This window comes from Streptomyces diastaticus subsp. diastaticus (assembly GCF_011170125.1).
Lineage (GTDB): Bacteria > Actinomycetota > Actinomycetes > Streptomycetales > Streptomycetaceae > Streptomyces > Streptomyces diastaticus.
The window spans coordinates 1,085,423-1,105,367 of the sequence record NZ_BLLN01000003.1 but is presented as its reverse complement, the minus strand read 5'-3'; the positions used below and the strand labels follow the sequence as shown (position 1 = coordinate 1,105,367).

Here is a 19,945-nt window from a genome sequence, read left to right as displayed (position 1 = left end):
ACCCTCCCGGCCATGGCCCTCGGCGCGCGGCCTCCCGGCCTGCCGAGGCCACCCCGGCCACCGCCTGGTCGCCCGCCGGGCAGGCACGCGCACGGAGCGGTGCGCACTCACCGCTCCGCCGGACGACGGGACGCCGCCTCGCGGCCCGCGGCGCCACCCGCACACCGGCCGGCGGCCCCCGGGCCTCTGCCGGACGGGAACGGTGATCAGCCGAGGACGTCCCCCAGGGCCGGCGGCCACGTGGCCGGGGCGGGGCCGAAGGTGCGGCGGCCCGCGCGCACCGCCAGTGCGGCGAGGGCGGCGTTGGCGCCACCGCCGATCACCGCGCCGATGCCGAACGGGGCCACCGGGCCGAGGACGACGATGCCCTGCTGGGTCCCGTACTTCGTGACGAAGTCCCTCCCAGCACCTTGTTGATCTGCCGCAAGGTCTCGACGGACACCTTGGCGACCACCTGGCGCCCCCAGTGCCGCCCCGCCCGCTCGGCGACCTTGGCGACGGTGGCGGAGCCGGACCCGCCGAGCATGAGGCCCCTCACGAGCGTGCGACGGCGCTCGATCTCGTCCACGGGGACTCCGTGCACCTCGGCCGGCGAGAGGGCGAAGACGGCGCTCAGCTCCAAGGAGGAGAGCGCCTCACCCGTCGACAGCGCCCGGGCCGCTCCCGTGCCGACTCCGGGCGCGGCCGCGGTGCCCCGGACCACGGCACCCGTCCCCGTCAGGGAGCCGACGTACCTCCGCTCCAGCCCGCGGATCACCTCGGCCGGGTTCGCGTCCGGGTTCCGCCGACGGGCCCGGGCGATGTTCTTGCGTACCGGGGGCGTCTGGCGGGCGATGGCCGTGTCCAGCGGATCGAGGGCACGCGGCCCACGCGTCTCGCCGGGAACCGGGCCGTCACCGTGGGGAGTTGTCGCCATGGGCAGAACTCCTCAGTTCGTCACACCAGCGCCGAGTTGCGCACTCCCCGGACCGTGCTGACCCTGTTTCCGGTGACATCGCCGGAGCCGGGTGTCACTGCGCCGAAGGTGCCGGCGCCGGCCGGCGTTCCCGGCCACCGCCCTGCGGCGGCACCGTGCGAGCGCGTTCCGCGTGCAGCACCAGGACCGCCGCGTCGTCGCCGGGTGGGCCCTGGCTGTGGGCGACCAGAGCCGAGCGGATGTCGGAGGCGGCCGTCTGGGCGGTGAACGGGCCGCTCGCGACACGGCGGAGGGTGTCCACGAGCGGGAAGAACCGGCCGGACGGGTCGCGGGCGTCCTCGATCCCGTCGGTGTGCAGGACCAGGGCCTGGCCGGGGAGCAGACGGCCGCAGTGGCGGAGCGGCAGGTCGGCGGGGAGCGGAAAGGGCCCCAGCGGCGGCAGCGGGTCGGCGCGGCAGAGGGGTTCGGCGTCGGCGGAGAGCAGGTGGGGCCAAGGGTGGCCGCAGTTGACGGTGAGGAGGGTGCCGTCGCGGCGGATCTCCAGCAGGAGCAGGGTCACGAACTCCTCGACGAGAGGGTTCTCGGGGTCGGCCGGGTGCTCCAGCCGGGCGCGGCGGACCAGTTCGCGGGTGAGAGTCCGGTCCAGGCGCCGCAGGACGCCGCCGAGGGCCGGTTCGTCGTGGGCCGCCTCACGGAAGCTGCCGAGCACGGTGGCGACGGTGCCGAGGGCGTTCAGCCCCGAGCCGCGTACGTCGCCGATGACGACACGGACGCCGTGATCGGTGGCGACCGCCTCGTAGAGGTCGCCACCGACGGTGGCGGCCGGGTGGGCCGAGAAGCGACGGGCGGCGAGGGCCAGGCCGTCCAGGCGGGCGGGGAGCGGGCGGAGCACCACGCCTTGGGCGGCCCCGGCGACCTCGTCGATCCGCCGCAGTTCGCGCAGCAGGCTGCGGCGGATGAGCAGGATGAGCAGAGCTCCGGCCACGAGGAGGACGGCGCTGGTGCCGATCCGGGTCGGCAGGTCGTCGCGTCGCGCGAGCGGGCAGGCGTACTTGTAGCCCAGGACGGCGGCGCCCCAGAGCAGGGCGGGGGCGAGCGAGACGAGGGGGTGGTGCCGGGGCGGCCGGGTTCCGCCGGCCGCTCGGGACCGCGCGGCGCGGCTGCCAGGCTTGGTACGGAACATCCGACGGCCTCCCTGAGGGGTGGCCGGGGGTCGGGGAGCCGGTGCACCGCGCACCGTACCCGGTGGGGCCCACCCCTTGCGGCCGGACTGATTGTGTCCGGCGATGGTGGCGACGCGGCCGGGGTGGAACTCGTTCCCACCCGAACGAGTGAGGGGCCCGCCCAGGCTGGACGGGCCCCTCACCCTCGGCGGTGCGACCGGCGCACCCCGCTGTGTCAGGCTCCGCGCAGAACGGCGCCGGTGCGTTCGGCCGCGAGGGCGACGGCCGCGTCGCGGGCGGCGCTGGCCTCCTCGACGGTCAGTGTCCGGTCCGGGGCGCGGAAACGCAGCGCGTAGGCGAGCGACTTGCGCCCCTCGCCGAGCTGCTCGCCGGTGAAGACGTCGAACAGGCGGACGGACTCCAGGAGTTCGCCCGCGCCCTCGCGGAGGACGGCCTCCACGTCGGCGGCCGGGACGCCGGCGTCGACGACGAGGGCGACGTCCTGGGTGGCGACCGGGAAGGTGGCGATACGCGGCGCCTCGACGGCGGAGGTACCCGCCGCCTCGACGGCGTCCAGGTCGATCTCCATGGCGCAGGTGCGCGCGGGCAGGCCGAGCGTCTTCAGGACGCGCGGGTGCAGCTCCCCGGCGTGGCCGACGACGCGCTCCTCGCCGTCGACGACGACGGCCAGTTCGGCGCAGCGGCCGGGGTGCCACGGGCCGTACTGGCCGGCGCGTACGAGGAGTTCGGCACCGGACTCGTGGGCGATCAGGCGGGCCGCCTCGATCGCGTCGGCCCAGTCGGCCGGGCGTCCCTTGCCCCACCAGCCGGCCTGCTCGCGGGCGCCCGCGAGGACGACGGCGGCGTGCCGGGGCTGGACGGGCAGGGCGGCGGTGACCGCGGCGAGCTGCTCGTCGGTGGGCCGGTGGTCGACCGGGAGCCGCTCACCCGCGGCCGCCTGGTCCGCGCTCGGGTGGAAGACCAGGCCGGTCTCGAAGAGGGCCAGGTCGTGGCTGCCCCGGCCGTCGTTGCGGCGGAGCGCGCCGAGGAGGCCGGGCAGCAGCGTGGTGCGCAGTGCCGGCTCCTCGTCGGAGAGCGGGTTGACCAGGGTGACGACGCGGCGGGCCGGGTCGTCGGCGGCCAGAGCGAGCTGGTCGAGGACCTGCTCGGAGATGAACGGGTAGTTCAGCGCCTCGGTGTAGCCCGCGCCGGCCAGCGCGCGGCCGATGCGGCGGTGCAGCCGCTGGCGGCCGGTGAGACCGCGGCCGGCGGGCGGCTTCGGCAGGGTGGAGGGCAGGTTCTCGTACCCCTCCAGCCGGATGACCTCCTCGGCGAGGTCGTTGGGGGCGCGCAGGTCGGGGCGCCAGGAGGGGACGGTGACGACCAGGTCGTCCTGGCCGTAGACGTCGCAGCCGACCTGCTGGAGGCGGCGGACGACGGTCTCCCGGTCGTAGGCGACCCCGGCCACCTCGGCGGGGTGGCCGGCGGGCATCGCCACGGTGTGCGGGGCCGAGGGTGAGATGACCTCGGTGACCCCGGCTCCGGCGGTGCCGCCCGCGAGCAGCACCAGCAGGTCGACGGTGCGCTGGGCGGCGGCGGGGGCGGCCAGCGGGTCGACGCCGCGCTCGAAGCGCTTGGACGCCTCGGAGGGCAGCTTGTGGCGGCGGGCGGCGCGCGCGATGGCGATCGGGTCGAAGTGCGCGGCCTCGATCACCACCTCGGTGGTGCCCGTGACACGGCCGGTCTCCTGGTCCGGGACCGCGTCGGCGATCTCGGTGTCGGCGCCGCCCATGACCCCGGCGAGGCCGATGACGCCGCGCTCGTCGGTGATGACGAGGTCCTCGGGGTCGAGGGTGCGGCGGACGCCGTCGAGGGTGGTGAGCTTCTCGCCGGGCTCGGCGCGGCGGACGCCGAGGGCACCCTGGACGCGGGAGCGGTCGTAGGCGTGCAGCGGCTGGCCCAGTTCGAGCATCACGTAGTTGGTGATGTCGACGGCGAGCGAGATCGGCCGCATACCGGCCTTCTGGAGGCGGCGGCGCAGCCAGACCGGCGAGCGGGCCTCGGGGTTGAGGCCGCTGACCGTGCGGGCGGTGAAGCGGTCGCAGCCGAAGGGGTCGGCGACCTCGACGGGGTGGCCCTCGGTGTTGGGGCCGGGGACGTCGAGGAGGGCCGGGTCGCGCAGCGGCAGGCCGTAGGCGGTGGCGGTCTCGCGGGCGACGCCGCGCATCGACAGGCAGTAGCCCCGGTCGGGGGTGACGGCGATGTCGAGGACCTCGTCGACCAGCTCCAGCAGCTCGATGGCGTCCGTGCCGGGCTCGTACTCCGGGGGCAGCACGATGATGCCGTCGCCGTCGGAGCCCATGCCCAGCTCGTCGCTGGAGCAGATCATGCCGTGCGAGACCTTGCCGTAGGTCTTGCGGGCGGCGATGGCGAAGTCGCCGGGGAGGACGGCGCCGGGCAGCACGACGACGACCTTGTCGCCGACGGCGAAGTTCCGGGCGCCGCAGACGATCTCCTGCGGCAGGCCGGTGCCGTTGGCGGTGCCGACGTCGACGGTGCAGAAGCGGATGGGCTTCTTGAACCCCTCCAGCTCCTCGATGGTCAGTACCTCGCCGACGACGAGGGGGCCGGTGAGGCCGGCGCCGAGCTGCTCGACCGTCTCGACCTCCAGGCCGGCGGCGACCAGTTTGGCCTGCACGTCGCGGCCGGTCTCGGTGGTGGGGAGGTCGACGTACTCCCGCAGCCAGGAAAGCGGGACCCGCATCAGATCTCCATCCCGAACGGCCGGGTGAACCGGATGTCACCCTCGACCATGTCTCGCATGTCTTCGACGTTGTGGCGGAACATCAGCATCCGTTCGATGCCGAACCCGAAGGCGAATCCGCTGTACTTCTCGGGGTCGACGCCGCAGGCCACCAGGACCTTCGGGTTGACCATGCCGCAGCCGCCCAGCTCGATCCAGCCCTCGCTGCCGCAGGTGCGGCAGGGCCGCTCCGGGTTGCCGACGGAGGCGCCGCGGCAGACGTAGCAGACCATGTCCATCTCGGCGGACGGCTCGGTGAAGGGGAAGAAGTTGGGGCGCAGCCGGGTCTTCATGTCCGGGCCGAAGAGCGCCTGGACCATGTGGTCGAGGGTGCCCTTGAGGTCGGCCATGGTCAGGCCCTCGTCGACGGCGAGCAGCTCGATCTGGTGGAAGACCGGGGTGTGCGTGGCGTCCAGCTCGTCGGTCCGGTAGACCCGGCCGGGGCAGACGACGTACACGGGCGGCTCGCGGTCGAGCAGGGTGCGGGCCTGCACGGGCGAGGTGTGGGTGCGCAGCACGATGCCGGACTCGTCCTCGCGGGAGCCGGGCTCCTGGCCCTCGCCCCGGACGAAGAAGGTGTCCTGCATCTGCCGGGCCGGGTGGTCCGGGGTGAAGTTGAGCGCGTCGAAGTTGAACCACTCGGCCTCGGCCTCGGGTCCCTCGGCGATCTCGTACCCCATGCCGACGAAGACGTCGGCGACCCGCTCCATCATGGTGGTCAGCGGGTGGCGGGCGCCGGCCGGCACGCGGTCGTACGGCAGGGTGACGTCCACCGCCTCCTCGACCAGGACCCGCTCGTCCCGCTCGGCCTCCAGGACGGCCTGCCGTGCCGCGAGGGCCTTGTTGACCTGGCCGCGGGCCATGCCGACGCGCTTGCCCGCCTCAGCCTTGGCCTGCGGGGGCAGGGCGCCGATCTCCCGGTTGGCCAGCGACAACGGCGACGTGCCGCCGGCGTGCGCGGTCTTGGCCTGCGCGAGGGCGTCGAGGTCCGCCGCGGCGGCGAAGGCGGCGAGCGCCTCGTCCCGCATGCGCTCGATGTTTTCCGGTTTCAGTGCCTCGACCTCTACTGGGTCGTACGACTTGTTCGGTGCCGACATCTCTTCCCGTGCTTCCGATTGCTCCGCCCCGCACCCGGTACGTGTCGCGGGCGCGGGTACCGGATGGTGGGGCCTGGCTGTGGGTCCCCGCAGAGGCCAAGGGCGCAAAAATGTGCCGGAGACCGAGTCTAACGGGGGTGAGCTGGAGGTCCTTCCCCCGGACCCGGGGCGCCCTCGGGGGCTCGGCCGGCGCGGAGGCGGGACCGCGGGGCGCCCGGGGCGGGTCAGGCCAGATAGGCCGGGGCCGCCACGGGCAACGTAAATCGGAACCGGGCGCCGCCGCCGCGGGCGCGCTCCACGCTGATGGTTCCGCCGTGGGCCTCGACGATGCCCTTGACGATGTACAGGCCGAGGCCGGTGCCGCCGCGCTTGCTGCCGCGCCAGAAGCGGGTGAAGACGCGGTTCACCGATTCCTCGGGGATGCCGGGTCCTTCGTCGCTCACGGTGACGGCCGTTCCTTCGGTGTCGCTCTTCAGGGGCGCGGGTGCCACGTCGATGGTGACAGTACCCTCGCCGTGGCGCACGGCGTTTTCCAGGAGGTTGCTGAGGATCTGGTCGATCTTGTCGGGGTCGGCCCACAGGGCGGGCAGCGGCCGGTGCAGCCGGACGAGGAAGCGCTCCGGCGGCTGGCCCGCGGCGACCAGGGCCTGGACGTGGCGGCCGACGGCGGCGGCGAGGTCGACCGGCTGACGGCGGACCTCCAGCCGCCCGGAGTCGATGCGGGAGATGTCGAGCAGTTCGGCGATGAGCCGGGTCACCCGTCCCGCGTCGGCGTCGACGGTCTCCAGCATGAGCCGCTTCTGGTCGTCGGTGAACCGGTCCCACTTGGCCAGCAGGGTGGCGGTGAACCCCTTGACGCTGGTCAGCGGCGAGCGCAGTTCGTGGGCGACGGTGGCGATCAGTTCGGCGTGGCTGCGTTCGGTACGCCGCCGGGCCTCGGTGTCGCGGAGGCTGACGACGACGCTGCGCACCGGGCCGAGCGGCTGCTCGCGCACATAGCGGGCGCTGACCAGGACCTCGCGGCCGCCGGGCAGCAGCAGGTTCCGCTCGGGCTGGCCGTGCCGGATGGCGAGGCCGCCGAAGGGGTCGGTCAGCTCCCACCAGCGCCGGCCCTTCAGGTCCTCCAGTGGCAGGGCCCTCTCCAGCGGAAGGCCGAGGGCGTCCTCGGCGCGGACGGCGCAGATGCGGGCGGCGACGCGGTTGAAACAGACGACGCGGCCGTGGTGGTCGGCCACGACCAGGCCGTCGGGCAGGTCGTCGGGCGCGAGCGCCGGTCCGCCGGTGCCGTGTTCGCGCGTCGTGCCGCGCGGCGCGGGCGGTCCACTCGAACCGGCTGCCATCCCCGTGTCCCACCTCTCGGGCTGCTCGGGCCGCCCGGCCGCCTTGGCCCCACGCACTGCTCGGCGAAGTCGAACCCGTGGTGTGGGCCCCCGAGTTGGCCACTCTACTGTCCCCCACCGGGACATCCACTCCGCGCAGGGGCGCACCAGGGGCGCAGTTCAGCGCACATCGGGGCGCGCGGTGCGCGTGGGTACGGCCCGCCCGGTCAGGTCGTGTCGTAGGCGTCGGTGAAGCAGTCCCGGGCGCATCCGGACCGCTCGTAACGGGCCCGCAGCGCGGCGGCGGCCTCGGGGTGGCTGACGTGGCGGTGCCCGAAGTGGCTGACGGCCACCTCGCGGACGGCGGCGACGCGCACCAGCGCGGGTTCGCCGGGGCCCGCGGCCCGGCGGGCCGTGGCGATCGCCATGTCGGCGGCGCGGCCCAGTTCCCGGGGGCGGCGGGCCAGGGCTGCGCGTTCGGCCCTGGCACGCCACCACGGGCGGGTGGCTCTCCCCCTGAGCAACAGGGCGAGCAGGACGGTCAGGCTCCCGGCGGCCAGGGCCCAGCCGCCCTCCGCCAGCGTGTCGCTCATGCGCCGCTCCCGGTGGTGTCCGCCCGGATCTCCTTCAGCCGTGGCGCTGGGCGCGCGCCGAGCCGTAGAGGCAGACGGCGGCGGCGGTCGCGAGGTTGAGCGACTCGGCCCGGCCGTGGATGGGGACGCGGACGACGGCGTCGGCGAGCGCCCTCGTCTCCTCGGGGAGCCCCCAGGCCTCGTTGCCGAAGATCCAGGCGGTGGGGCCGCCCATGGTGCCGCGGTCGAGTTCGGTGTCGAGGTCGTCCTCACCCGCGCCGTCGGCGGCGAGGACGCGTACGCCCACGTCACGGAGGCCGGCGACGGCGGTCTCCACGGGGACGCCGACGGCGACCGGCAGGTGGAAGAGGGAGCCGACGGAGGCGCGGACGGCCTTCGGGTTGTAGACGTCCACCGAGGCGTCGGTCAGCACCACGGCGTCGGCCCCGGCCGCGTCCGCACAGCGCAGCACCGTACCGGCGTTGCCGGGGTCGCGGACGTTGGAGAGGACGGCGACGAGCCGGGGGCGGGCGGCGATGATCCGGGCGAAGGGGGTGTCGAGGAAGCGGCAGACGCCGACCAGCCCCTGCGGGGTGACGGTGGTGGCGATCTCCGCGATGGTCGACTCGTCCGCGAGGTGGACCCGGGCGCCCTCGGCGCGGGCGGCGGCGGTGATCTCCGCGTACCGGTCGGCGGCCTCCACGGTGGTGAACAGCTCCACCAGGGTCGGCTCGTCGCCGCTGCGGTGGCCGAGCGCCTCCCGGACGGCCTGGGGCCCCTCGGCGAGGAATCTGCGCTCCTTGCCGCGGACGTTGCGGCGGGCCAGCCGCTTGGCGGCCGTGACCCGCGTGGAGCGCAGGGAGATCAGCTCGGGGGTGCCCATGGTTCGGGGTCCACCTTCGTGTGGGAGTACGTGCGGGAGGACGCATCGGACCCGCAGGCGGCTGGCGCCTGCGGGTCCGGGTGAAGACGGGGTGCCTGTTCCCGCGAAGGAGATCAGGCGGCGGTCTTCGGGGCGTTGACGTCGCTCGGCAGCGCCTTCTGGGCGGCCTCGACGAGCGCGGCGAAGGCCGGGGCGTCGTTGACGGCGAGGTCGGCGAGGATCTTGCGGTCGACCTCGATGTTGGCGGCCTTCAGACCCTGGATGAAGCGGTTGTAGGTGACGCCGTTGGCGCGGGCCGCGGCGTTGATCCGCTGGATCCACAGCTGGCGGAAGTCGCCCTTGCGCTTCTTGCGGTCGTTGTAGTTGTAGACGAGGGAGTGGGTGACCTGCTCCTTCGCCTTGCGGTACAGGCGCGAGCGCTGCCCGCGGTAGCCGCTGGCCTGCTCGAGGATCGCCCGGCGCTTCTTGTGGGCGTTGACTGCCCGCTTGACGCGTGCCACTTGTTGACTCCTTGTAGCGGGGCCGCGGTGGTGTTCACGCGGCCCGGTTCGAATGGGTCCCGGTCTCGGCGTCCGGCCTCCGTGGTGGCGGAGGCCGCGACGTCACTTGCCGAGAAGCTTCTTGATCTTCTTGGCGTCGCCCGGGGCCATCTCGGCGTTGCCGGTGAGGCGACGCGTCACACGGGACGACTTGTGCTCGAGCAGGTGGCGCTTGCCGGCGCGCTCACGGAGCACCTTGCCGGAGCCGGTGATCTTGAAGCGCTTGCTGGCACCGCTGTGCGACTTGTTCTTCGGCATAGCGCCGTTCTCTCCTCGTCAGTGGCGTCCTGGGGCCCGTTCTCGCGAACGGGCGGTCCGGAACGTCATATGTGTCGGTTGACGATCGCGGGACTCGCGTCCCGGATCATGCCTCGGCAGGGGCCTGCTCGGCACCTTCGGCGCCTTCGGCGTCCTCGGCGTCGTCCTGGGCACTGCGGCCCTGGCGCTCGGCCTTGCGGGCGGCCTGCGCCTCGCGCGCCTCGGCCATTGCCTCGGTCTTCTTCTTGTGCGGACCGAGGACCATGATCATGTTGCGACCGTCCTGCTTCGGGTTCGACTCGATGAACCCGAGGTCCTGGACGTCCTCCGCCAGCCGCTGGAGCAGCCGGAAGCCGAGCTCCGGCCGGGACTGCTCACGGCCGCGGAACATGATCGTGATCTTGACCTTGTCGCCCTGCTTGAGGAACCGGACGACATGACCCTTCTTGGTGTCATAGTCGTGCGGGTCGATCTTCGGCCGGAGCTTCATCTCCTTGATGACCGTGTGCGCCTGGTTCTTGCGCGCCTCACGGGCCTTCATGGCCGACTCGTACTTGAACTTTCCGTAGTCCATGAGCTTGCACACGGGCGGACGGGCGGTCGCCGCGACCTCGACGAGGTCGAGGTCGTACTCCTGCGCAAGCTCCAGGGCCTTGGCAAGCGGCACAATGCCGACCTGCTCGCCGCTGGGACCGACAAGTCGGACCTCGGGAACGCGAATCCGGTCGTTGATGCGGGGCTCGGCGCTGATGGATCCTCCTCGGTAGCACCACACGACAGCCTGGCGGGCTGCCGCGTTACGTCTGTCTCAATCGGACCAACCGAGCCGGAACGCGAAAAATGCCCCGGACGATCACACGCGGGGCTCCTGGACTACCGGAGCACCGCCGCGTGGACGCGGGGCGCACATCGGGCCTGCCGCACTCGTGGCGCGGCCGCCTGACCGGTGACCCGCCGTCCCGGAGGACGGCCAGGTGGGAGATCGGAGCCTCCACTTGTGGCCGGACACAGGTGCCCGGCCGGTCGACTCCCAAGCATACCAGCGTCCGCACCGCCCGCCGCCCGGCCCGCCGGGGGGCGGCGACCACCCCCTAGGCTGGTCCGCGCCGGTCGCCTCCGACGGCGTACCGGAGTGGGTTCCGCCAGGCCACGCCGTGCGGGACACCCCCAGAGAACAAGGGAAGAAGACAAGCTGCCATGAGCGACGCCACCCCCGCGGGCGAGGGCCCCGGCTTCGACGAGATGACCCGCGACATCGCCGACGTCCCCGCGGTCGAGGTCATCACCACGGTGGGCGTGCACCTGATGAGTGCCGCCGCCGTCAACCTGGGGCTGGCCGAGGGCGGCGAGGACCACAAGGACCTCGACGAGGCACGCAAGCTCATCCACGCCCTGGCCGGGCTGCTGGACGCGGGGGCCACCGAGATCAGCTCCTTCCACGCGGCTCCGCTGCGCGACGGCCTGAAGTCCCTCCAGCTCGCCTTCCGCGAGGCGTCCGCGGTTCCGGACGAGCCGGGCAAGGGGCCGGGCGAGAAGTACACCGGGCCGGTCTTCGGCTGACCCGAGAAGCCGGACGGCGGCGCGGCGAGGGGCGGGCACCCAAGGGGGCCCGCCCCTCGCCGCGCGCCCGCACGCGTGGTAGGCGGCCCACGGTCAGACGACCCGGTCGGCCTCCCTGAGGCGACCGCCCGGCGGGTGGGTGAAGCGCTGCGCCAGCGCGGCGAGGCCGCCGCCGATCAGGGGCGCCAGGATGAAGAGCCAGAGCTGCGTGATGGCCGCGCCGCCCGCGAACAGGGCGGGGCCCAGGCTGCGCGCCGGATTGACCGAGGTGCCGGTCAGCGGGATGCCGACGATGTGGACCGCGGCGAGGGCCAGTCCGATCGGCAGGCCGTCGAAGCCGACCACGGCGACCCGGTGGGTGACCGAGAGGTAGACGAAGACGAACAGGAAGGTCAGCACCACCTCGGCGAGGAAGGCGCCGCCCGTCCCCAGCTCGACCGCCGAGCGGTCGGCGAAGCCGTTGGTGCCGAACTGCGCGTGGGTCTGGAGTCCCGGCACCTGCTTGGCCAGCAGGAACAGCACGGCCGCGCCGACGATACAGCCCAGCACCTGCGCCACCCAGTAGCCGACGGCGGTCCGCGGATCGATCCGGCGGGCGGCGAGCATCCCCAGGGTGACCGCCGGGTTCACGTGGCAGCCGGAGACGGGGCCGAGCGCGTAGGAGAGGGCGAGCAGGACGAAGCCGAAGGCCAGGGCGATACCGACGGTACCGATGAAGTCCCCGGCCAGGACCGCCGCTCCGACGGCGAAGAACACCAGCAGCGCGGTGCCGGTGAACTCCGATATGAGCGCACGCGTAGACATGGGCACACCTCGCGTCACTTCCGGTTCGGGATGATGCGTTCCGGTTCCATCGCTGATTGTGCCCCCGGTTCCCCCACCCTGCCTGTCGGCGCCGGGCCCGCTCCCCCGGAGCGGCCCCGTACGCGGGCGGCGCCCGGTCAGCGCTGGTAGACGGGTTCTTCGGCCGGTCCGTCGGCCGTGGCGGGCAGGACGGCCAGGTCGAGGCCGCGGACCAGGCGGGCGCGGAGCGGCTCGGCGCCGGCCAGCGCCCGGGCGACCCGGTCCAGCGTGGCGGCGGGGTCGGCGCCGCGGGACAGCACGACGGCGAGCACCCCGTCGGTGGCCCCGGTCGAGCGGGCCAGATGGGCGCGGACCACCTCCGGCTCGGCGGCCAGCACCGCGCGGACGGCCCCGGTGACGGCCGGGTCGGCGAGCGGGTCGGGGTCGGTGCGACCCTCCGCGAGCGCCCGCAGTGCCGGACCGGTCAGCTCGTACGGCACGGGCCCGGCGAGGTCGAGGACGACGGTGTCGGCGCGTTCGTGCGCGGCCGCCTCCAGGGCCTGGTGGAGGGCGACGGCGACCGGGCGGGCGCCGGGGTCCCAGCGGGCGAGGGCCTCCGTGGAGGTGAAGGCGGGCAGCGCGGTGCGCTCGCCGGCCTTGAGGGTGGGGACGGCCATGTCGCTGGTCTTCTCGCGGCGCAGCCCGTTCTCGTCCACCTCGCTCTCGCCGAGGACGGCGACGACCGGGACGAGCAGCCGGGTGGAGCGCAGGGCTTCCAGCACCGGCCGGTGCCGGGAGCGGTCCTCGGCCCAGGCTGCCAGCGCGGCGCTCAGCGCCGGGTCGGCGGTGCCGTCGTCGTCGGAGAAGGGGGAGTCGGGAATGTTCTTGTTCGCCACGCGGCGAGCCTATCGACCCGGTGCCGGCGGGCCGGTGCGGGGCGGGCCGGTGCCGGGTGGCTCAGCGCAGCGGCGCGCGGCCGCGCCAGAGCAGGACGGCGGCGGCCAGCAGCAGCACTCCGAGGCCGCCCGCGGCGGGCCCGGCCCAGCCGGCGCCGGAGCCGGTGCCGTGCGGGCCGGGACCGGGGCCGAAGTGGGTGGCGGAGTGGGCGGCGGGCTTCAGCTCGTCGGGGCCGAGCCGCCCTCCGGCCGCCACGGCGGCGGCCACGTCGACCAGGCCCCGCCCCCGGGAGTCGTCGCGACCGCCACCGGGGCTGTCCCGGGCGGTGTCCTCCAGCAGCCGCCTGACCTGGGCGGGGGTGAGGTGCGGGTGGGCGGCGCGGACCAGGGCGACGGCCCCGGAGACGGCGGCCGCGGCGGCGCTGGTGCCCCAGCCCTCGTAGTAGCGGCGGTCGGGGTCGGCGAGGACGATGTCGTCGCCGGGGGCGCTGACCGTGGCGTACCAGCGGCGGGTGGAGAAGGCGGCGCGTTCGCCGAACCGGTCGACGGCGGTGACGGCGATGACGCCCGGGTAGGCCGCCGGGTAGGAGACGTGGTCGCCCTTCTCGCCGCCGTTGCCGGCGGAGGCGACGACGACGGCGCCCTTCTTCAGGGCGTACTGCACGGCGGCGTCCTCGGCGGCCTCGGGGTGGGCGGACTCGCTGTCGTCGCCGAGGGAGAGGTTGATGACGTCGGCGCCCTGGTCGGCGGCCCAGCGGATGCCCTCGGCGAGAGCGCCGCCGCGGGTGGAGCGGGCCTTCTTGCGGCCGGGGTCGCCGTCCTCCAGGATCACCCGGACCGGGAGGATCCTGGCCTCGGGGGCGACGCCCAGGACGCCGTCGCCGTCGTCGGGTCCGTGGCCGTGACCGGCGATGACCGAGGCCATGGCGGTGCCGTGGCGGGCCCAGCTCCGGTCACCGGGACCGGCGCCGAACCCTATGAGGTCCTTGCCGGGCAGGACGTTGCGCTCCAGGTCCGGGTGATCGGCGTCGACGCCGGTGTCCAGGACGGCGACGGTGACCCCCTTGCCCTTGGTGGTGCGCCAGGCGTCCTCGGCGTGCAGTGCCTCCAGGCCCCACTGCTGGGCGCGGATGCCGTCGGCGTGCGCGGCCGTCGGCAGCAGCACGAGGCAGGCGGCGAGGGCCGGGGCGAGGAGGGCGCGGCGGGCTGCGGGCACGGTCACGGCTCCTCGGTGGCGGGCTGGGAGAGCGCGCGCAGGCGGGCGGCGGCACGCTCGGTGTGGGCGAGCGCGGTGTGGCCGAGGCCCGCCTGGGCGGGTGCGCTGGTGGCGCCGTCGGCGGTGGCCGAGGCGGCGGACTGGGGTTCGGTGATCTCCCGGCCGTCGGCGAAGCCGCTGACCGCGTAGACGACGGCCGGCAGGTCGTCCAGGACCGAGAGCGACCAGGAGGCGCGCTGGGCGTCGCCGAACCCCTCGGCGGGGGTGTCCTCCGCCGGGTACGGGCGGGGCATCAGGTCGCGCCGCTGGCCGAGCTTCTCGGTGCGGAAGCGGGTGCGCAGATCGGTCATGGCCTGCCGGTCGGCGCGGGTGAAGAGGAGTCCGACGGTGACGACCTCGCTGCGGGTCGCGTCGGTGTAGGTGGCGCGCAGCAGGCGGGCGCAGCCGGCCGGTTCGAGGACGGAGGCGAGGAGCGGGTCGAATGCCTTGGCGCAGCCGCTGTCGGGGGCGACCGCGATCCGGGTCCAGGCGCGGTCGGCGCCGCCGGGCCCCGCCTTCCTCCCCCTGACCGTCGGCGGGAAGAGGCGGTCGACGGGGGCCTCGTGCCAGAGGGCGGCACCCGCGGTGAAGCTGTCGGCGGCGGCGTCCGGGGAGTCGCCGGTGAGCCAGGTCCCGGTGGCGCCGCCCGCGACCAGGCCGAGGCCGAGGACGAGGCAGACGGCGGCGGCCGCGGTGCGCCGCGGTGAGCGGGGCACGGGGCGCAGCCGCGTGGTGGCCTGGTCCTGCCCGGGTCCCCTCGGGGCGGCGGCGAACGGGGCCCCGGCACCGGGGCGCGGGGCGAGGTCGACGGCGCCCGTGCCTCGGCGGCCGCGGGCGGCGCCCGGCTCGGGCGGAGCCGGGGCGGGCGGGGTGGTGCGGGGTGCGGGGAATGCCGGGAAGATGCGGCGGGCCGGGTCCTTCGGCGGTGCGGCGCCGTCCTCGGCGGGGGGCGGGCCGACGGGCCGGGCGGCCGGGGGCGCGGCGGGTCTCGGCGGGGTGGCGGGCCGGGGCGGGGTGGTGGGGCGCGGCGGCGGGGCGCTGTCGTCGGCGACGGCTCCGGTGGCCTCCTGCGGGCGGCGGACCGGCCTCGGTGGTACGGCCGGGCGGCGTGCCTGCGTACTCATGCGCCCCCCGTTTTCCCTCACGCGGCCCGGCAGGGGCCCTCGCGCGCCCTCCGTGCGCGTCACTCTACGGGTTGGCGCGGCCGGAGAGGGAACGCCCGGTGCCGTGCGGCCGGTTCTGCCCGGATGATCCCGGGCGGCCCCGGAGGGGGCCGGTGACGCGGGGGGATCCCTGGTCACCCCCTACCCCTGAGTAGGGCTCTCTGGCAGGCTGCGGGCATGACGCCCCTCGCCTCCGCCCGCGCCCGGTACGACCGGGCGACGGCTCATCTCGACGCACCGCTGGCCCTGGTGGACCTGGACGCCTTCGACGCCAACGCCGACGACCTCGTACGCAGGGCGGCGGGCAAGCCGGTCCGGGTGGCCAGCAAGTCGGTCCGCTGTCGCGCGCTGCTGGAGCGGGTGCTGGCCCGCGACGGGTTCGCCGGGGTGATGTCGTACACGCTGGCGGAGTCGTTGTGGCTGGCCCGGTCCGGGGTGGAGGACGTGCTGCTGGCCTACCCGTCGGCGGACCGGGACGGGTACGCGGAACTGGCGGCCGATCCGAAGCTGGCGGCGGCCGTCACGGTCATGGTCGACGACCCGGCGCAGTTGCGGCTGATCCAGGACGCGCGCGGAGGGGGCACGGAGGAGATCCGGGTCTGCCTGGAGCTGGACACGTCACTGCTTCTGCTGGGCGGCCGGGTACGCGTCGGGGCGCGCCGCTCACCGCTGCGCTCGCCCGCCGAGATGGCCGACCTGGCCCGGCTGGTGGCGCGCAGGCCGGGTTTCCGGGTGGTGGGACTGATGGCGTACGAGGGCCATGTGGCGGGTGTCGGTGACGATGTGGCGGGCAGTCCGCTGCGGTCCCGGGCGATCCGGCTGATGCAGCGGACGGCGCGCCGGGAGCTGGCGGCGCGCCGGGCGGCGGTGGTGCGGGCGGTGCGTGAGGTCGTGCCGGAGCTGGAGTTCGTCAACGGCGGCGGTACGGGCAGCGTGCAGCACACCGTGGCCGAGCCGTCGGTGACGGAGGTGGCGGCCGGTTCGGGGCTGTTCGTGCCGCGCCTGTTCGACAACTACACCTCGTTCACCGGCCGTCCGGCGGCGCTCTTCGCGCAGCCGGTGGTGCGCCGGCCCGGCGTGGGCGTGGTGACGGTGCTCGGCGGCGGCTACCCGGCCTCCGGCGCGGCCGGGCCGGACCGCTCGCCGGTGCCGTACCTGCCCGAGGGACTGCGGTACGACCCGCGGGAAGGGGCGGGCGAGGTGCAGACGCCGCTGCTCGGGCCGCCCGCCGACGACCTGCTGATCGGCGACAAGGTGTGGTTCCGGCACGCGAAGGCCGGTGAGCTGTGCGAGCGGTTCGCCGCCCTGCACCTGGTCGCCGGCGACGCCGTGGTGGACACGGTGCCGACCTACCGGGGCGAGGGACAGACGTTCCTGTGACCCGGGCGGAAGCCGCCGGGCGGCGGAACGCGGTCAGCCGCCCGGCGCGGGGGTGAGCCCTTCCCCGACGCCGCCGGAGCCGCCGGAGCCGCCGAGCGGCTCGATCCCCTTGACGACGGTGTCCATCAGGCTGAGTGGCGGTCCCTCGGAGCCGGCGTCGAAGGCGAAGCGGACGACGACCATCGCCTCGCTGCCGGCCGAGGAGCGGAAGGCCAGCGACTGCACCCAGCCGCCCTCCCCGGCTCCGGTGGTGACCCGCCACCGCACGTAGTACCCGGCGCGGCCCGCCACCGCGACCTGCCCGGCGGCGGCCTTCCGTTCGGCGGTGACGCCCTCGTAGGGGCGGCGGTCGAGGACGTCGCGGTCGTACAGGTCGTCGACGGCGTCGGCGATGTCGGCCTCGGCGACGGCTCTGGGGTCGGTCTCGTCGCTGCCGGTGACGGTGGCCGAGATGATGCGGCCGTGGAAGCAGAAACCGGAGCCGGAGCCGCCGGGGCAGTCGTAGGACGGGTCGGTCACCATCGCCACGTCGCCGACGGTGAGGCGGTCGGACTTCACCCAGCCCTCGGGCACCGGCAGGGTGATGCCGTTGAGATCGTCGGTGAGCACCCGGGGGTCGGGGTCCCGGGTCTGCTCCTCCTCCGGGGTGGGCGTGGCGGTCACCGCCGCCTCGGAGGCGGAGGTGGAGGGGCTGGCCGGGGGCCTCGCGTCGTCCGGTGTGCCGCCGCCCAGCAGGACGACACCGCCGACGGCACAGGCGGCCACCACCACGGCGGCGGCCACCAGCACGGCGGTCGTGCCGCGCCGGGGGGCGGGGCCGGGGGCCGGGGCGGGCGGCCGGAAGCCGCCGGGGCCGAAGGCTCCTCGCGGGGCGGGGGCGCCGGGCGGCGGGCCGAAACCGCCGCCCGCTCCCGCCACGGAGGGCGCGCCGGGCGGCGGGGCGGCCGGGCCAGGGGCGTCCTCCGCGGCCGGTGGCCGGGTGTGTGCGGTCCAACCGGTGCCGTCCCACCAGCGTTCGACGGCGGGCGGCGGCGCGGCCGGGTCCACGTACCAGCCGGGTGGGGGCGTCGGCGTGTTCATGCCCGACACCCTAGAGCTTCTCCGGCGGGCCCGGGCACGTGCCCGCCCGAGGAGGGTGGGGGGCTACAGCGGTGTCACGTAGGCCCCGGCGATACCGCCGTCGACGAGGAAGTCGGTGGCGTTGACGAAGGAGGCGTCGTCGCTGGCGAGGAAGGCGACGGCGGCGGCGATCTCGTCGGCCTCGGCGAACCGCCCGGCGGGGATGTGGACGAGTCGGCGGGCGGCGCGCTCAGGGTCCTCGGCGAACAGCTCCCGCAGGAGCGGAGTGTTGACCGGGCCGGGGCACAGGGCGTTGACGCGGACGCCCTCGCGGGCGAACTGCACGCCGAGTTCGCGGGACATGGCGAGGACGCCGCCCTTGGACGCGGTGTAGGAGATCTGCGAGGTGGCGGCGCCCATGACGGCGACGAAGGAGGCGGTGTTGATGATCGACCCCCGGCGCTGGCGCCTCATGTACGGCAGCGCGGCCTTGCAGCAGAGGTAGACGGAGGTGAGATTGACCTCCTGGACCCGCCTCCACGCCTCCAGGCCGGTCTCCAGGATGGAGGCGTCCTCGGGCGGGGAGATCCCGGCGTTGTTGAAGGCGACGTCGACCGATCCGTACGTGGCGTGGGCGGCCCGGAAGAGGGCGTCGACCTGGTCGGGGTCGGTGACGTCGACGCGGACGAAGAGGCCCCCGGTGGCTTCGGCGGCGGCCTGTCCGGCGGCCTCGTCGATGTCGCCGCAGACCACGTGGGCGCCCTCGGCGGCGAACCGGCGGGCGGTGGCGAGGCCGATGCCGCTGCCCGCTCCGGTGACGACGGCGGTACGGCCGACCAGGCGGCGGCAGAGGGGCTGCTCGGCGGCGTCGGGGCGCGGGGGGCTGGGCTGGGTCACTGGGCGGGACCTTCCGTGCTGAGGAAGACGTTCTTGGTCTCGGTGAAGGCGGTGAGGGCGTCGGGGCCGAGTTCGCGGCCGAGTCCGGAGTGGCCGTAGCCGCCGAAGGGGGTGGCGTGCCGGACGGCGGAGTGCGAGTTGACGGAGAGGTTGCCGGCCCGCACGGCGCGGGAGACGCGCAGGGCTCGGCCGACGTCGCGGGTCCACAGGGAGGCGGCGAGCCCGTACCGCGTGTCGTTGGCGAGGCGGACGGCGTCCTCCTCGTCGCGGAAGGGCAGGACGACCGCGACGGGCCCGAAAACCTCCTCGACGGCGACCGCGTCGCGCTCGCCGGCCTGGGTCAGCACGGTCGGCGGGAACCAGAAGCCGGGCCCGTCGGGGGCGGTGCCGCGCAGGCCGGGGGCGCCGTCCGGCACGTGGCCGCGGACCCGGTCCAGCTGGGTCCGGGAGATGAGCGGGCCCATGTCGGTGGCCTCGTCGGCCGGGTCGCCGACGGTGACGGCGGCCAGCGCGGGGGCGAGCAGGTCGAGGAAGCGGTCGAGGACGCTCTCCTGGACGAGGATGCGGGTGCGGGCGCAGCAGTCCTGGCCGGAGTTGTCGAGGAAGGACATCGGGGTGCGCGCGGCGGCCTGTTCGAGGTCGGCGTCGGCGAAGACGATGTTGGGGCTCTTACCGCCGAGTTCGAGGGTGAGTCGTTTGACCTGGTCGGCGCAGCGGGCCATGAGGCGTTTCCCGGTGCGGGTGGAGCCGGTGAAGACGATCTTGGCGACGCCGGGGTGGTCGACCAGCGCCTCCCCGGCGACCGGTCCGGTGCCGGGCAGCACCTGGAAGAGATGCTCGGGCAGCCCGGCGTCGAGGGCGATCTCGGCGAGCCGCAGCGCGGTCAGCGGAGTCGTCTCGGCCGGTTTGAGGATCACGGCGTTGCCCGCGGCGAGCGCCGGGGCGGTGCCCCAGGCCGCGACCGGCATGGGGAAGTTCCAGGGGGCGATGACGCCGACCACGCCGAGCGGTTCGAGGAAGGTGACGTCGACGCCGCCCGCGACGGGGATCTGGCGTCCGGTGAGGCGTTCGACGCCCCCGGCCGCGTAGTCGAGGAGGTCGCGGACGTTGGACGCCTCCCACCGGGCGTTGCCGACCGGGTGCCCGGCCTCGCGCACCTCCAGGAGGGCGAGTTCCTCGGCGTGGCTGTCGACGGCGGCGGCGAACCGGCGCAGCAGCCGGGCGCGGTCGGCGGGCGCGAGGGCGGCCCAGCCGCGCTGGGCGGCCGTGGCGCGGCGGACGGCGGCGTCGATGTCGCCGGGGGTGGCGGCGGGGACGGTGGTGAGGAGTTCCCCGGTGGCCGGGTTCAGGACGGGGAGTTCCGCCGGGCCGTGGGCGGGGGCGGGGTCGGACATGCGGTGCC

General features: G+C 75.0%; 20 protein-coding genes. 2 read left to right on the top strand and 18 right to left on the bottom strand.

The features are described from left to right. Nucleotides 1–206: 206 nt before the first annotated feature. From Sdia_RS30095 to infC, 11 genes are all read right to left on the bottom strand, one after another. Complete coding sequence (locus tag Sdia_RS30095) at nucleotides 207–347, bottom strand: hypothetical protein (protein WP_229831484.1); 141 nt, start codon at nucleotides 345–347, stop codon at nucleotides 207–209. Beyond that, the gene (locus Sdia_RS13345; protein ID WP_229831486.1) at nucleotides 320–916 is read right to left on the bottom strand and encodes a hypothetical protein; all 597 of its coding nucleotides are present in this window, start codon (nucleotides 914–916) and stop codon (nucleotides 320–322) included. The genes Sdia_RS30095 and Sdia_RS13345 overlap by 28 nt, the downstream gene beginning before the upstream one ends. A gap of 94 nt (nucleotides 917–1,010) precedes the next feature. Then, on the bottom strand, nucleotides 1,011–2,099 hold the full coding sequence (locus Sdia_RS13340; protein WP_115068477.1) for a PP2C family protein-serine/threonine phosphatase: 1,089 nt from the start codon (nucleotides 2,097–2,099) through the stop codon (nucleotides 1,011–1,013). Nucleotides 2,100–2,314: 215 nt separating this feature from the next. Continuing rightward, nucleotides 2,315–4,843, bottom strand: coding sequence for a phenylalanine--tRNA ligase subunit beta (gene pheT, locus Sdia_RS13335; RefSeq protein WP_100455980.1), 2,529 nt, complete (start codon nucleotides 4,841–4,843; stop codon nucleotides 2,315–2,317). Then, nucleotides 4,843–5,979, bottom strand: a complete 1,137-nt coding sequence (gene pheS / locus Sdia_RS13330; protein WP_100455981.1) for a phenylalanine--tRNA ligase subunit alpha — start codon at nucleotides 5,977–5,979, stop codon at nucleotides 4,843–4,845. The genes pheT and pheS overlap by 1 nt, the downstream gene beginning before the upstream one ends. 224 nt (nucleotides 5,980–6,203) lie before the next feature. After that, entirely contained in the window at nucleotides 6,204–7,319 is a 1,116-nt protein-coding gene (locus Sdia_RS13325) for a sensor histidine kinase (protein ID WP_100455982.1), read from the bottom strand. A gap of 206 nt (nucleotides 7,320–7,525) precedes the next feature. Then, nucleotides 7,526–7,891, bottom strand: coding sequence for a hypothetical protein (locus Sdia_RS13320; RefSeq protein ID WP_100455983.1), 366 nt, complete (start codon nucleotides 7,889–7,891; stop codon nucleotides 7,526–7,528). 34 nt (nucleotides 7,892–7,925) lie between these two features. After that, nucleotides 7,926–8,753 (bottom strand): TrmH family RNA methyltransferase, encoded by an 828-nt coding sequence (locus tag Sdia_RS13315; protein ID WP_100455984.1) that lies wholly within the window; start codon nucleotides 8,751–8,753, stop codon nucleotides 7,926–7,928. Nucleotides 8,754–8,866: 113 nt separating this feature from the next. Further along, the gene (gene rplT, locus Sdia_RS13310) at nucleotides 8,867–9,253 is read right to left on the bottom strand and encodes a 50S ribosomal protein L20 (protein WP_003947155.1); all 387 of its coding nucleotides are present in this window, start codon (nucleotides 9,251–9,253) and stop codon (nucleotides 8,867–8,869) included. Between the two features lie 102 nt (nucleotides 9,254–9,355). Next, the gene (gene rpmI / locus Sdia_RS13305) at nucleotides 9,356–9,550 is read right to left on the bottom strand and encodes a 50S ribosomal protein L35 (RefSeq protein WP_019065473.1); all 195 of its coding nucleotides are present in this window, start codon (nucleotides 9,548–9,550) and stop codon (nucleotides 9,356–9,358) included. A gap of 106 nt (nucleotides 9,551–9,656) precedes the next feature. Beyond that, entirely contained in the window at nucleotides 9,657–10,325 is a 669-nt protein-coding gene (infC, locus tag Sdia_RS13300; protein ID WP_100455985.1) for a translation initiation factor IF-3, read from the bottom strand. A 422-nt stretch (nucleotides 10,326–10,747) separates the two neighbouring features. Between infC and Sdia_RS13295 the strand changes: the two genes are divergently transcribed. Continuing rightward, nucleotides 10,748–11,110, top strand: a complete 363-nt coding sequence (locus Sdia_RS13295; RefSeq protein ID WP_100455986.1) for a DUF1844 domain-containing protein — start codon at nucleotides 10,748–10,750, stop codon at nucleotides 11,108–11,110. Nucleotides 11,111–11,203: 93 nt separating this feature from the next. Here Sdia_RS13295 and Sdia_RS13290 read toward each other — a convergent pair whose 3' ends face one another. The 4 genes from Sdia_RS13290 to Sdia_RS13275 all read right to left on the bottom strand — a co-directional run bounded on the left by Sdia_RS13290 (nucleotide 11,204) and on the right by Sdia_RS13275 (nucleotide 15,168). Further along, nucleotides 11,204–11,914: an aquaporin gene (locus Sdia_RS13290; protein ID WP_100455987.1), complete on the bottom strand. Its 711-nt coding sequence runs from the start codon at nucleotides 11,912–11,914 to the stop codon at nucleotides 11,204–11,206. A gap of 137 nt (nucleotides 11,915–12,051) precedes the next feature. Further along, nucleotides 12,052–12,789, bottom strand: a complete 738-nt coding sequence (locus tag Sdia_RS13285; RefSeq protein WP_189500393.1) for an SseB family protein — start codon at nucleotides 12,787–12,789, stop codon at nucleotides 12,052–12,054. A gap of 61 nt (nucleotides 12,790–12,850) precedes the next feature. Next, nucleotides 12,851–14,011, bottom strand: a complete 1,161-nt coding sequence (mycP, locus tag Sdia_RS13280; protein WP_100455989.1) for a type VII secretion-associated serine protease mycosin — start codon at nucleotides 14,009–14,011, stop codon at nucleotides 12,851–12,853. Then, on the bottom strand, nucleotides 14,008–15,168 hold the full coding sequence (locus Sdia_RS13275) for a hypothetical protein (protein ID WP_100455990.1): 1,161 nt from the start codon (nucleotides 15,166–15,168) through the stop codon (nucleotides 14,008–14,010). The genes mycP and Sdia_RS13275 overlap by 4 nt, the downstream gene beginning before the upstream one ends. A gap of 216 nt (nucleotides 15,169–15,384) precedes the next feature. Here Sdia_RS13275 and Sdia_RS13270 point away from each other — a divergent pair, with 216 nt between their 5' ends. Then, nucleotides 15,385–16,587, top strand: a complete 1,203-nt coding sequence (locus Sdia_RS13270; protein ID WP_100455991.1) for an alanine racemase — start codon at nucleotides 15,385–15,387, stop codon at nucleotides 16,585–16,587. A gap of 33 nt (nucleotides 16,588–16,620) precedes the next feature. Here Sdia_RS13270 and Sdia_RS13265 read toward each other — a convergent pair whose 3' ends face one another. The 3 genes from Sdia_RS13265 to Sdia_RS13255 form a co-directional block, all read right to left on the bottom strand. Further along, complete coding sequence (locus Sdia_RS13265; RefSeq protein WP_185392856.1) at nucleotides 16,621–17,667, bottom strand: DUF2510 domain-containing protein; 1,047 nt, start codon at nucleotides 17,665–17,667, stop codon at nucleotides 16,621–16,623. A 63-nt stretch (nucleotides 17,668–17,730) separates the two neighbouring features. Further along, a complete protein-coding gene (locus tag Sdia_RS13260) occupies nucleotides 17,731–18,543 on the bottom strand; it encodes a 3-oxoacyl-ACP reductase (RefSeq protein ID WP_100455992.1) in 813 nt (270 codons plus the stop codon). Beyond that, nucleotides 18,540–19,937 carry an aldehyde dehydrogenase family protein gene (locus tag Sdia_RS13255; RefSeq protein WP_100455993.1) on the bottom strand — a complete coding sequence of 466 codons (1,398 nt, stop codon included), beginning with the start codon at nucleotides 19,935–19,937 and terminating at the stop codon, nucleotides 18,540–18,542. The genes Sdia_RS13260 and Sdia_RS13255 overlap by 4 nt, the downstream gene beginning before the upstream one ends. Nucleotides 19,938–19,945 lie beyond the last annotated feature (8 nt).

Coding starts and splice junctions, on each gene's coding strand:
- Sdia_RS13345 (WP_229831486.1), bottom strand. CDS start 916: ATGGCGACAACTCCCCACGGTGACGGCCCGGTTCCCGGCGAGACGCGT.
- Sdia_RS13340 (WP_115068477.1), bottom strand. CDS start 2,099: ATGTTCCGTACCAAGCCTGGCAGCCGCGCCGCGCGGTCCCGAGCGGCC.
- pheT (WP_100455980.1), bottom strand. CDS start 4,843: ATGCGGGTCCCGCTTTCCTGGCTGCGGGAGTACGTCGACCTCCCCACC.
- pheS (WP_100455981.1), bottom strand. CDS start 5,979: ATGTCGGCACCGAACAAGTCGTACGACCCAGTAGAGGTCGAGGCACTG.
- Sdia_RS13325 (WP_100455982.1), bottom strand. CDS start 7,319: ATGGCAGCCGGTTCGAGTGGACCGCCCGCGCCGCGCGGCACGACGCGC.
- Sdia_RS13320 (WP_100455983.1), bottom strand. CDS start 7,891: ATGAGCGACACGCTGGCGGAGGGCGGCTGGGCCCTGGCCGCCGGGAGC.
- Sdia_RS13315 (WP_100455984.1), bottom strand. CDS start 8,753: ATGGGCACCCCCGAGCTGATCTCCCTGCGCTCCACGCGGGTCACGGCC.
- rpmI (WP_019065473.1), bottom strand. CDS start 9,550: ATGCCGAAGAACAAGTCGCACAGCGGTGCCAGCAAGCGCTTCAAGATC.
- Sdia_RS13295 (WP_100455986.1), top strand. CDS start 10,748: ATGAGCGACGCCACCCCCGCGGGCGAGGGCCCCGGCTTCGACGAGATG.
- Sdia_RS13290 (WP_100455987.1), bottom strand. CDS start 11,914: ATGTCTACGCGTGCGCTCATATCGGAGTTCACCGGCACCGCGCTGCTG.
- Sdia_RS13275 (WP_100455990.1), bottom strand. CDS start 15,168: ATGAGTACGCAGGCACGCCGCCCGGCCGTACCACCGAGGCCGGTCCGC.
- Sdia_RS13270 (WP_100455991.1), top strand. CDS start 15,385: ATGACGCCCCTCGCCTCCGCCCGCGCCCGGTACGACCGGGCGACGGCT.
- Sdia_RS13265 (WP_185392856.1), bottom strand. CDS start 17,667: ATGAACACGCCGACGCCCCCACCCGGCTGGTACGTGGACCCGGCCGCG.
- Sdia_RS13255 (WP_100455993.1), bottom strand. CDS start 19,937: ATGTCCGACCCCGCCCCCGCCCACGGCCCGGCGGAACTCCCCGTCCTG.